Origin of the sequence: Corallococcus sp. CA047B (genome assembly GCF_003612065.1) — a bacterium.
Taxonomy (GTDB): domain Bacteria; phylum Myxococcota; class Myxococcia; order Myxococcales; family Myxococcaceae; genus Corallococcus; species Corallococcus praedator.
In genome coordinates, this window is the sequence record NZ_RAWD01000309.1 from 1 (window position 1) to 11,200 (window position 11,200).

8 protein-coding genes are annotated in these 11,200 nt (G+C 68.6%); 3 read left to right on the forward strand and 5 right to left on the reverse strand.

Features of this window, described 5'->3' with window-relative positions; all coding sequences use genetic code 11:
* Positions 1 to 81: 81 nt before the first annotated feature.
* On the forward strand, positions 82 to 876 hold the full coding sequence (locus tag D7X74_RS33380; RefSeq protein ID WP_120537052.1) for an ABC transporter permease: 795 nt from the start codon (positions 82 to 84) through the stop codon (positions 874 to 876).
* Positions 877 to 882: 6 nt separating this feature from the next.
* Here D7X74_RS33380 and D7X74_RS33385 read toward each other — a convergent pair whose 3' ends face one another.
* From D7X74_RS33385 to D7X74_RS33395, 3 genes are all read right to left on the reverse strand, one after another.
* Positions 883 to 1,824, reverse strand: a complete 942-nt coding sequence (locus tag D7X74_RS33385) for an MBL fold metallo-hydrolase (protein ID WP_120537053.1) — start codon at positions 1,822 to 1,824, stop codon at positions 883 to 885.
* A 107-nt stretch (positions 1,825 to 1,931) separates the two neighbouring features.
* Positions 1,932 to 4,925, reverse strand: a complete 2,994-nt coding sequence (locus tag D7X74_RS33390; protein WP_120537054.1) for an NACHT domain-containing NTPase — start codon at positions 4,923 to 4,925, stop codon at positions 1,932 to 1,934.
* Positions 4,922 to 6,106: an ATP-binding protein gene (locus D7X74_RS33395; protein ID WP_147444386.1), complete on the reverse strand. Its 1,185-nt coding sequence runs from the start codon at positions 6,104 to 6,106 to the stop codon at positions 4,922 to 4,924. Before D7X74_RS33395 ends, D7X74_RS33390 begins: the two co-directional genes overlap by 4 nt.
* Before the next feature lie 260 nt (positions 6,107 to 6,366).
* Here D7X74_RS33395 and D7X74_RS33400 point away from each other — a divergent pair, with 260 nt between their 5' ends.
* Complete coding sequence (locus tag D7X74_RS33400) at positions 6,367 to 8,529, forward strand: kelch repeat-containing protein (protein ID WP_233602366.1); 2,163 nt, start codon at positions 6,367 to 6,369, stop codon at positions 8,527 to 8,529.
* 42 nt (positions 8,530 to 8,571) lie between these two features.
* Here the strand turns inward: D7X74_RS33400 and D7X74_RS33405 are convergent, their stop codons facing one another.
* Positions 8,572 to 9,477, reverse strand: coding sequence for a helix-hairpin-helix domain-containing protein (locus D7X74_RS33405; RefSeq protein WP_120537057.1), 906 nt, complete (start codon positions 9,475 to 9,477; stop codon positions 8,572 to 8,574).
* 164 nt (positions 9,478 to 9,641) lie between these two features.
* Here D7X74_RS33405 and D7X74_RS33410 point away from each other — a divergent pair, with 164 nt between their 5' ends.
* Entirely contained in the window at positions 9,642 to 10,757 is a 1,116-nt protein-coding gene (locus tag D7X74_RS33410) for a hypothetical protein (protein WP_147446773.1), read from the forward strand.
* Between the two features lie 26 nt (positions 10,758 to 10,783).
* Here the strand turns inward: D7X74_RS33410 and D7X74_RS33415 are convergent.
* Positions 10,784 to 11,200, reverse strand: a 417-nt coding sequence (locus tag D7X74_RS33415) for a RidA family protein (protein WP_233602367.1), incomplete at its 5' end; no start/stop codon positions are given.

The following is an 11,200-nucleotide window of genomic DNA, read 5'->3' on the forward strand; positions in this document are numbered from 1 at the left end:
GGGTGGCGGGGCTGGGCGCGGTGGCGACGCTCGTGTGGCGGCGGGGCCTGGCGCGCTTCGCGGCGTTCGGAGGATAGGGCCGTGAGGGTGGAGCGATACCTGCGATTGCTGGGCGTGCAGCTCAAGGCCTCGGGCCTGCTGGCGCTGCAATACCGCGCGGACTTCCTGGCGGAGGGGCTGACGTCGGTGGCGTGGACGTTCACGGCGCTGGCGCCGCTGTTCGTCGTCTTCGGCGACCGGCCGAGCCTGGAGGGGTGGAGCTTCCACGAGTCCCTGCTGGTGGTGGGCTGGTTCACGCTGCTCCAGGGGGTGTTGGAGGGCGCCATCAGCCCCAGCCTCACGGGCGTGGTGGAGCACATCCGCAAGGGCACGCTGGACTTCGTGTTGCTCAAGCCCGCGGACGCGCAGTTCCTGGTGTCCACGCAGCGCTTCCTGCCGTGGCGCGCGATGAACGTGCTGTCCGGCGTGGGGTTGTTCGTCTACGCGTTCGTCTCGCTGGGGCGCTGGCCGTCGTTGCCGGGCCTCCTGGCGTCGCTGGTGCTGCTGGGCACCAGCGTGCTGCTGCTCTATTCGCTGTGGATCCTCGTGGTGAGCGCGGCGTTCTTCGTGGTGAAGGTGGACAACCTCACGTACCTGTTCACGTCCATCTTCGACGCGGCCCGGTGGCCGTCCTCCGTGTTCCGGGGCGCGCTGGCGATGGTGTTCACCTTCATCATCCCGCTGGCCCTGATGACCACGTTCCCCGCGCTCGCGATGCTGGGGCGGCTGCCGTGGACGTGGCTCGTGGGCGCGGTGGCGGGCTCGGTCGTCTTCGCATGGGTGGCGCGGCGGGTGTGGTTGCTGTCCATCCGCCATTACACGTCCGCGAGCAGCTAGGCCTTCCTACGGCGAAGGCGTGGCGGTGGGACCGGGCGCCTGCCGGGCCCACTCCCCCTTCACCAGGGCGGGCAGCAGGGATGGGTGGCGATAATCGGGGAAGCGCCGGGTCACCTTGTCCGTGACGGTGGCGATGGGGTCGCTGCTGGGGTGGGCCGCCTTCCGCTCCGCCGCGACCTCCTCGCTCACGGCCTGGAGGTAGGCCGCCTGTGCATCCAGCAGCTCCGGTCCGCCGGGGAGCCCGCGCCCCGGGTGGATCCACTTCGGCTTCAGGGCGCGCAGCTCGTCCAGGCGCTGGAGCCACGCATCCACCCGGCCATTCTCGAACCAGGGGTGTGTGGCGCGGGCCACGAGGTCGCCGGTGAACAGGTGGCCCTCCCATTCGATGACGACATGGGCCGGACTGCACCCGGTGCCCAGGACGTGGGCCTTCAGCGTGAGGCCCGCAGCGCTCAGCTCTCGGGTGCTGTCACCGAAGCCGTCCGCGAGCACCAGCTCCCGGGGGTAGCGGCCATTCCAATACTTCTCGAAGAGGGTGGGCGCCCACTTCGCGTGGACCGCGGGGATGAGCGCGCGCACCTGGTCGGAGGTGATGACCGGGACGCCCAGTTCCTTGAGCAGGGCCGTGCCGTTGAAGCGGTCCGGGTTGGGGTGCAGGACGATGGCCAGCTTGACCTCCTTGCCCGTGCGCTCCTTCGCGAAGGCCAGCTCCTTGCGCAGCGCCGAGGGCAGCAACTGCGTGTCGATGAGGACCAGCCCGTCGGGTCCTTCAATCCAGTACGACGCGGTCTGAAGCGACCACTCGGAGGAGATGTACTCACCGACCCGTGAGTCCCCCTGCTCCTGGACGGAGTGGGAACGGTGGTGGGTCGGGACGACGGGTTGGGGCGCACCGCAGCCGGACAGCAGGGCACCCAGCGCTGCGACAAGGGCGGTCTTCTTTCGCATGGCCGCCGACTCAACACCTTCAGGGATGCGGGTTCAAACGCGCCTGGAAGGGCCTTGGGCCCGCTGGGCATCTGGGCGATTCAGCGGGTGTCGTCGCAGCCCACCCGCTACTCCTCATCCGCGAGCAATGGGTTTTTGCTCTCAAGGGAGTCGGGCGGGAGTGAGTGGAGGCCCGTTGCGTTCGCGATATTCCATATCGCAGTCATTGCCGATTCAGAGTCCAGTGGGTCGCTTGAAAGGGTGAGTTGTCGCAGTGGGCCGAGCGCTTCCAATGTCTTGGAGTTGTTCAGCGCGAGCATCGCGGATTGCCGAACCGCCTGTTGGGGAGAATCCAGCATTTTCAGCAGGCCGCCCGGAGAGTGCATTCGAGGTTGCGAGGATGGGAACGTCGCTGGCATTTCTCGTATCAGGGATGCGAAAGAGAGCGAATCAGGGTCATTGGATTTTTCCCATGACTGAATGATCTCTTCCGCCAGTTCGCCCGCCCCTTCCATGCGCGACAGTGCCGCGACGACGAAGAATGCCAGCACCATGTTTTCATGGGCCAGGATGATGTCGACCGTTTTCCGGCGGTGGTCGGGGTATTGCACAATCAACTCAATCGCAGCGCCGATCTGAACAAAGGAACTCGTGTCCGTGAGCAGGGCCTCCAGTATTGCGATTGCCTGGTCGCGAGGCGCCTTTCTTGAGAGATGTACTGCTACAGCTTTTACGTTCGCTGCGTCATCTGAACGCGCGAGATTGATGAATTGGAGGAGTTGGTCCGGATTGAGTTCGGCGCTGAACTCAATGGCGTTCGCACGCCTGGAGAGTTCTTCCCCCTGCGTCATGCGCTCCAGGTATGGAGTAAATCGAGACGCGAACTCCGAGAGACGGATTTCCTCAAGGATGGGTCCTCCGATGAGCCGGGGCATCGAACAGAGCCAGAGGCAGAAGTCCTCCGCGATCTGGTTCTGGAGCGAAACAGGAAGGGCATCCCCTGCTTCGGAAGCCAGAAGAGCTGCCAGGGGCACCTGCTTCTTGAGCGTTTCCGTGAGGACCCTGCGGACGCCGGTTTCCTGGTGGCCAAGGACCTTCTGGATGAACCGGCGCGCTGCTTCGGGCCGCTTCTGCACGAGCGCCATGTATCCCACGCCCAACCGGAGGATTTCCTGCCAGCGGGGGTCGAAGAGGTGGGCCATGGCCTCATCGACGAAGGACTCGCTGGCGTGCAGGCCGACAGCGGCGAAGAACTCCTGGAAGGTCAGGTGCAGGAAGCCCCACCGCTGGGGGCCTCGCTCCATGAGGATCTGCACGTCCTTTCCCGCACGGTGGAGGAACTCCCGTGCGGAACGCTCGGCTTCTTCGTCTGAAATGCCGTCGCGTTCCCTGAGCGCTGTCGCCAGGGTCGCGATGACGAAGTCCTCCGGCGCGACGCCGTTCGGCCACTGCCGATGCATCTCCAACGCAAGGCGACCGAGAACGGGGACGGCCTCCTCCTCGTAGCGGATCTGGGCTTCGTCCCCTGTGCTGGCGGTGAGCCTGCGGGCCTGTCCCCAGGTCTCACACAGGGTCCGCGCGAAGATCTCATAGGCCTGGACGCGGTGGCGTGGAAGCTGTCCCTCCGCGCGGTGGATGAGGGCCAGTGACGCGAGGATGAAGGGGTTTCGCGACAACTCGTGGAGACGCTGGTTGGCGAAGAGGGCCGTCAGCAATCGCTCCGCCTCCTGGTCCGCCGCGATGTCATCCGGGACGCCTTCTTCCCACTGGCGATAGGCCCGGTGGAAGGAGTGGACGTAGCGGCGGACCTGATCATCCTCGAACGGCCCCAGTTCGACTTCCACAGCGCCGGGAAGCGCCAGCCCCACGTAGCCGACCTGCCGTGCCGAGGCGATGAATCGGTTCAGGGGGTAGCGGGCCGCGAAGTCTTCCAGCCACCGCATGAGGTCCGCGCGCGCTTCACTCCGGACCTCGTCGAGTCCATCGAGGAGCACCAGGCACTCCCCCTGGTCGAGGCTGCGCTCCAGGAAACGTCGCAAGCTGGCTTCGTCCGACGCGAGGCCTCTCTGGTGGAAGAGGTGCGCAATCGCCTCGACCACGGAGGCCCCTCGTCCAAGGCTCGCGCGTATCTGGGCCAGATGCCCGACGCTGATCAGCAGGGGCAGCGCGGGTGCCGTGCTTCCCAATGCGGCATGCATGGCCAGCGGGCCGCCAGCGCCCACCACCGCAAGCCAGCGCATGAGCGTGGTCTTCCCGGAGCCGGGATCGCCCAGGATCACCATCGAAGGATGGCGTTGGAAGGCCTCTTGGAACGTGGTGCGTTGGGGCGCCAGATACGTCGTCGCCTGCTGTACGGACTCCGTCAGTTGCCCCAGAGGCGAATCGATTCCTGTCTGCCTCAAGAGGTCCGAGGAAAGCCCGGCCAGGGCTTCGATGGAGGCCGTGGACCTCCTCCGGACTTCGACGGACGGCATGACGAAGACGTCGAAGATATCGAGGCTGGGAGGCTCCTTCTTCTGAAGCCGGAAGCCGACGTAGTGAAGCCTTCTCACGGCGGGGCTGGTCAGGCTTCGCAGCAGCTCTTCCCGCAGCAGCTCTCCGTGGGCGGAAGCCTTCGGAGGAAACAGCGCCGCCGGCAACGTGTCTCCATGCAGGGGGGCTGGAGGGGAGAGCTGTTCCTGGACTTCACCTTCCAGGACACGGAACATATCGGGGGACACAGCGATGGCGTTCTCGGGCGCGTGTTCCTGGAGTTGCTCGCAGTGTTTCAGCGCCTGTTCCAACAGGGCCTCATCGTTTCCGATGACCGCCGCATGCACCCCGATATGTGAGGGGAGGCTCAGGTCCACGAGGATGCGCTCGCGCAGCAGCTTCGCCGCAGCGAAGGACTTCCTTGCAAGCTCTGGCCCGTCCGCCCCTCTCAGCGTCAGGCGCCAGTTGTTCCCATCCAGTTGGAGTGGCCCGGTGCCCGTGAGCTGCTGAGAGATGTACTGGATGCCCGCGAAGAGGCGGGCCCTGAGCACCATGGACGTCGCTTCGTCCTGCGTCAGGTCCACCCGCACACGGAGCACCGCGAGCACGGGGGCAGGGGCCTCTGGAGTGTCCGTGCCGTCCTGGCTCATGCGTCCGCTCGCTTCGTCCAGAGCACCAGCTTGAAGTGGCCCGCCGTGACTTCGAGGGTGGGCTCCTTGAATCCCCTGTCGCGCAGCACCTGCACCATGTCGGGAACACCGAAGCCCAGGTTCTCCCGTCGCTGGGCCTTGGCCAGGAGTGAAGCCAGGACGGGATTCCGCTTCTGGCTGATGCCCCCCTGGCGGATGTTCTCCAGGGTCAGGTGGTTCAGAAGGTCACCTGGGTTCGTGAGTTCGATCCGGTCATCGAAGATGCTGATGCGGATCTGGGAAGCCGGCTTGTAGTCCCGGTGGGTCACCGCGTTGAGGACCGCCTCCCGGATGACCTCCACGGGCAAGCCGTCCTCGACACGCACCATGCCCTGGACATGCGAGGGCGCCGCGATGTTGCGTTGGATGAAGGCACTGGCCTGTTCGATCTGGTCGAGCAGTCGCCCCTCCATCTCCTGCCGGTCCAGGAACGTGCTCGACACCGTCGTGCCTTTGACGCGAACCGCGGAGATCCGCGCATCCAGCAGCCACCGCGTAGGCTCCTTGCCGAACATCAGGATGCCGGCCACGGTGGGCACCCCCGTTCGCTCCATGCATTTGAGCGCGGTCAGGTGTGGGCCGATGTTCTGCTCGGGGACCTGTCGCGGAGACACGTTCGCGAAGAACGCGCGAACGGCCTCCGTGTCGAGGTCCTCCACGGTGGCCCCGGTCACCTCCTGCTCATCGAAGTGGGCGTCCGTGGACTGGAGCATTCGGACCAACTCCTCACGCTTTGCCTCGCGCGAGCGGTTGCCATCCCGGACGTAATAGACCTTCCCCGCCCGGTGCGGGCGGCTTGGGCTGAACGCGGGGATTTCCACCTGGAGCAGGGTCAGGCCCTGGTGCTCCCGCTTCTGGGTCGTGCAGATGAGGGGCGGCTCGATACGGTCCTGGCAGAGCTGGCTCACCTGCATCATGAGCACGTCGGTCTGCTTCATGTCCCCGGTTCCGGTGACGGTGCCGTCGTCCTCGACGCCGATGAGCAGCAGGCCGCCCTTGGTGTTGGCCATCGAGGCAATGGCCTTCGCGATGTCGTCCAGGTCGAACTGGAAGTTCTTCTTCACGACGCCCTTGAACTCGGTCAGCGAGTCCTCGCCCATGCGCAGCAACTGCTCCAGCATCTCGTCACTCTTCGGTGCCACGGTGCTCCCCAGAATCCGGACGACGGTCCTCCTCCGAAGGTAACACCGGGACCGCTACCGGACAGGAAGGACTGTGGGTGGTGCAGGGAGGCAGGGAACACGCTGAAGGCGGCTTTCCTGTTCACGAACGTCGACTCCGCGACGGGGGGCCACTTCAGGGATTCACCGATGGTGTCTTCCTTTGAATTGGGTTAAGGGGCCGCCCCCCCACGGCCTCAAGCCGTGTCCCCCTCGTTGTGCAGTGAAGGACCACCCCTCAGATGATGCGTCTCCGTTTCAACGGCCTGATGGCCGCGCTCGCGCTTGCGTGCGCCTCGGCTTGTTCTCCTGATGAGCAGTCATTCGTCACCCGCTCCGCCGCGCTCGATACGTCGGCGTGGAGCTCCGCCGGGTCCATGGCCTCGGTGCGCGTGGACCCCACCGCCACCCTGCTGCGCAATGGCTATGTGCTCGTCACCGGCGGGAGCACGCCCGCGGTGGAGCTGTATGATCCGCGCACCGGCCGCTGGTTCTCCCTGGGCGCGATGGCGACCAGCCGACAGCGCCACACCGCGACACTGCTCGCTTCCGGCCGCGTGCTCGTGGTGGGCGGCGGTGCTTCCTCCCTGGGCGCGGCGGGCTCGGAGGTGTTCGACCCGGACACCAACACCTGGGCCGCCGCGGGCGGTCTGGACCTGCCCCGCTCCCAGCACACCGCGACGCTGCTGCCCAATGGGAAGGTGCTCGTCGCCGGGGGGGACAGCGGTGCCGGTAACGCGCTGGCCACCGCCCTCCTGTACGACCCCACGACGAACTCCTGGGCCACCACCGGCCGCATGAGCGCGCCCCGCGTGGGCCATACCGCGACGCTGTTGGCCAACGGGCGGGTGCTCGTCGCCGGTGGCCGCGACAGCGCCAATGGCACCGTGCTCGCGTCGGCGGAGTTCTATGAGCCGGCGACCGGGACGTGGCTGCCGGCCGCCCCGCTGGGCGTCCAGCGCACGGGCCATACCGCGACGCTGCTGCTGTCCGGCCAGGTGCTGGTGACGGGCGGCTTCGCGGGCAGCCTCGCCACCGCCACCACGGAGCTGTACGACCCGGCCACCGGGACCTGGACGCCCAAGGGCGACCTGCCGTCGCTGCTGGTCTTCCACACCGCCACGCTCCTCACCTCCGGAGAGGTCCTGGTCGCGGGCGGCTCCAACGGCGGCCAGCCCTACCTGGAGCGCGCCTCGCTCTTCGACCCGTCCACCGGCACCTGGAGCGGGACGGCGTGGATGGCCACCCGCCGCATCAGCCACACCGCCACGCTGGTGCCCTCGGGGGAAGTGCTCATCCTGGGCGGCGTGGCCCAGGCGGGCGTCCTCAACGCCTCCGCTGAACGCTACCGGCCGTCCTCCCTGCCGTGGCGCCCGGCCGCGAACCTCGCCGCCGCGCGCATGCAGCTCACCGCCACCCGGCTGGGCACGGGCGCCGTGCTGGTCGCGGGCGGCTACCCCGCGGGAGGGGGCGCGCTCGCCAGCGCCGCGCTGTACAACGAGACGACGGACTCCTGGCAGGACACCGCGAGCCTCACCACCGCGCGCTTCCTGCACTCCGCCACGCTGCTGGGCAATGGTCGGGTGCTCGTCACCGGTGGGCAGCGGGATACGTCCACGTGGCTGTCCGCCTCGGAGGTGTACGCGCCCGACACTGGCACGTGGACGCCGGTGGCGGACCTGGGCACGCGCCGGGCCCGGCACACCGCGACGCTGCTCGCGGGCTCGGGGAAGGTGCTGGTGACGGGCGGCGTGTCGGGCACGGGCTCGGGGTCCAACCTCGCGAGCGCGGAGCTGTTCGACCCGACCTCCGGCACCTGGAGTTACACGGGCGCCATGGCCCACTCGCGCTCGTTCCATGCCGCGGTGCCGCTGTCCTCGGGCGAGGTGCTGGTGATGGGTGGCATCTCCTCCGACGGCGCGACCATCACCGCCACCGCGGAGCTGTACAACCCGGCCACCGGAAGCTGGAGGCTCACGGCGCCCCTCGCGACGGCGCGCTACGGCCACGTCGCCGTGCCGCTGGGCGATGGCAGCCGCGTGCTGGTGGCGGGCGGCTGGGGTTCGGACGGCGCGCTGCGCTCCGCGGAGGTCTATGACGTGGCGCTCGGCACGTGGAAGAGCGTGTCGCCGCTGGGCGCGCCGCGCTACCTGGCGCACGCCACGAAGCTGTCCACCGGCCGCGTGCTGGTGGTGACGGGGGAGGGGGGCGCGGGCCTGGGCGTCCTCGACTCCGCGGAGGTCTACGACGCCGCCACCAATGCGTGGACGCCAGCGGGCACGCTGTCCTCGCGCAACACGCACCATGACGTGGCGCTGCTGCCTTCCGGCCGGGTGCTCGTCGCGGGTGGCAGCGGCAGTGGCGGTGCGCGCGTCGGCGCGGATGTGTATTCGCCCACGCCCTGAGCCGCGCTCCACGAGGGGTGGGGGTGCCCGCCCCTCACGGTTTCAGGCGCCGGCGTGCGGGGTTTCGTGCTCCGCCTCACCGTGGGCGTAGTACGCGCGGCATTCGTCCTCGCGGCCCTTCACGACGCGCCGTCCATCCATGGGGCCTCCGTGGGCCGTCACCACCGTGCCCTGCCCCCGGAGGTCGTCCTGCTCGTAGTAGATGACCACCCAGTCGTGCGTGGTCTTCTGCCGGTGCGCCAGCGCCGTGTTGGAGAACAGGGCCCGCATGTTCCAGCCGTCCACGCGCTCGCGCATCACTGGCAGCCAGGCCTCACCGGAGGGATTGAAGCGCTTGGGCGCGATGCGCCGCAGCTCCCCGTCCGCTGCCCTCCGGCGGTAGTCCGCATCCACCTTCAGCATCAGCTCCACTGGAGGCCGTGGCACATCTTCGTGGACATGTGAGCGCGCCTGCTCCCGCTCGCGCCGGTTGCGCTCCAACCGCGCCGCCAGCAGCTCGCGCACCTGCTCCGCGCGCCGGGGCCCGAAGCCCTCCACGCGCTCCAGCCGGCCGTCATGCGCGGCCAGCTCCAGCGCCTCCAGCGTGGTGATGTCCAAGGCTTCATGGATGCGCTTCGCCAGCTCCGGGCCGATGCCGGGCACGCTGGCGAGCAGGCCCTCGGGAGAGGTCTGCCCCTCCAGCCGCTCAAGGAGGTCCATCCTCCCCGTGCGCACCAGCTCCGCGACCGCCGCCGCGATGCTCTTGCCCACCCCTGGCAGCTCCCTCAGTCCCGCTTCGCCTCCAGCCGCCAGCACCTGCGCGACGGAGTCCGGCCACGTCGCGATGGTGGCCGCCGCCTTGCGGTACGCGCCCACGCGGTAGGGCATCGCGTCCTGCGTGTCCAACAGGTCCGCGACCCGCTCCAGCGCGTCCGCGATGTCGATGTTGCTCTTCCATTCGACGCCCATGGTACCTGCAAGGTAGGCCCTGCCACGGAGGACGGCCACCCCCGGGAGGACACCGGCGCACACCCCCCGAGCGCGAAATAATTCCCCGCCCGCAACCGCCGCACGCCCGCCGGGTTGGAAGGAACAGCAGGCAGTCACGCGAACCTTTCGACCTGGAGATGACGATGCGCTGGAACAAGACGTTGGCGGTGGGTGCGGCCCTGGTGCTTTCGACGGCGTGCGGTGGGGTGGATGATCAAGAGGCGCTGGAGTCCCTACCGGACTTCGAGGGCACCTCGCTGGAGCTCAACGCCGACGCGCTGGAACAGGACGGCGCGGCGCTCATCGCGCAGGACCTGCGGGAGACGGAGGCCGCGCTCGATGGCGAAGGTGCCGCGATGCTGGAGGGCGCCCGCATGGAGGTGAAGGCCCTCAACGACGCGCTCCGGCAGGCGCTGGTGCCCGTCGCGGACCTGGTGAAGAAGTCCGCCAATGCCCAGCCCGGCGACGTGCTCGTGTACGGCCCGCAGGACCGCGCCAACGCGACGTACAAGCTCACCGTGCGCAAGGGCGTGGGCCAGCGCTACCAGTGGAAGCTGGAGGCCCGGCCGTTGGGCAGCACGGACGACACCGCGTACAAGCTGGTCGCCGCGGGCGCGCTCAAGCGCAACGGCGAGGCGCACCGCGGACGGGGCACGCTGGTCCTCTCGCTGGACAACCTGAAGGCGGTGTCACCGTCCTTCGCGGGCCAGGGCAAGTTGATGATGTCGTTCGCGCACTTCGGCCAGGGCAGCAAGTCGCTGGCGTACCGGCTGGCGAACTTCACCCCCAACACTGCGCAGCACGAGGCCGTCACCGGCGCCTTCGTGGGCCACAAGCTCCAGGCCACCGGCGTTACCCGCGTGCGCGTGCTGGGCGCGTACAACCTGGGCAGCACCGCGACCGCCGCGAAGGAGAAGGTGCTCACCTCCGTGCGCCACATCCCGGGGCTCGGTGGCCGCGCGGACCTTCGCGCCTGGGGCGGCGACATCGCGGCGAACACCTACTACGTCGGCAGTGCGTGCTGGGACGCGCAGGAGAAGGAGCAGTTCCGCGTCCTCTTCCAGTGCACGGACGGCGGCCGCGTGGAGTCCTGCACGGAGGTGTCCGGCAGCCGCGTGGGCACCGTCCAGGACTGCCGGGGGCCGGAGCTGCGCGGCGACGTGACGCCTCCCGAGGGCACCGGCGACGACCTGTCCCCCGAGCCCGGCAACCCCGGCGCGCCGGACGACGTGCCCTCCGACGTCAGCGCGGAGTTCTGAGGTCGCATGGGCCCGGAGCTGGGTCCTCAGGGCAGCGCGGACGCCACCAGTGCGTCCGCTTCAATCTCCACCAACATGCGCGGGTCGATGAGGGCCTTCACCTCCACCATCGACGTGGCGGGGCGGATGTCCCGGAAGACGTCCCCATGCGCGCGTCCCACCTCTTCCCAGCGGGAGATGTCGGTGACGTACATGCGCGTGCGCACCACGTCCTCCATCCGGGCGCCCACGGCCTCCAGCGCGGAGCGGATGTTGGCGAGCGCCTGGGCCGCCTGCCGGTACGCGTCCCCTTCACCCACGAGCTGCCCCTGGGCATCCGTGGCGGTGGTGCCGGAGACGGAGACGAAGGGGCCCACGCGCACCGCCCGCGAGTAGCCCACGCGGGGCTCCCAGGGGGTGCCGGTGGCATGGAGGGTGCGCTGCATGGCATGGCTCCAGGAGGG

Coding starts and splice junctions, on each gene's coding strand:
- D7X74_RS33385 (WP_120537053.1), bottom strand. CDS start 1,824: ATGCGAAAGAAGACCGCCCTTGTCGCAGCGCTGGGTGCCCTGCTGTCC.
- D7X74_RS33390 (WP_120537054.1), bottom strand. CDS start 4,925: ATGAGCCAGGACGGCACGGACACTCCAGAGGCCCCTGCCCCCGTGCTC.
- D7X74_RS33405 (WP_120537057.1), bottom strand. CDS start 9,477: ATGGGCGTCGAATGGAAGAGCAACATCGACATCGCGGACGCGCTGGAG.
- D7X74_RS33400 (WP_233602366.1), top strand. CDS start 6,367: ATGATGCGTCTCCGTTTCAACGGCCTGATGGCCGCGCTCGCGCTTGCG.
- D7X74_RS33410 (WP_147446773.1), top strand. CDS start 9,642: ATGCGCTGGAACAAGACGTTGGCGGTGGGTGCGGCCCTGGTGCTTTCG.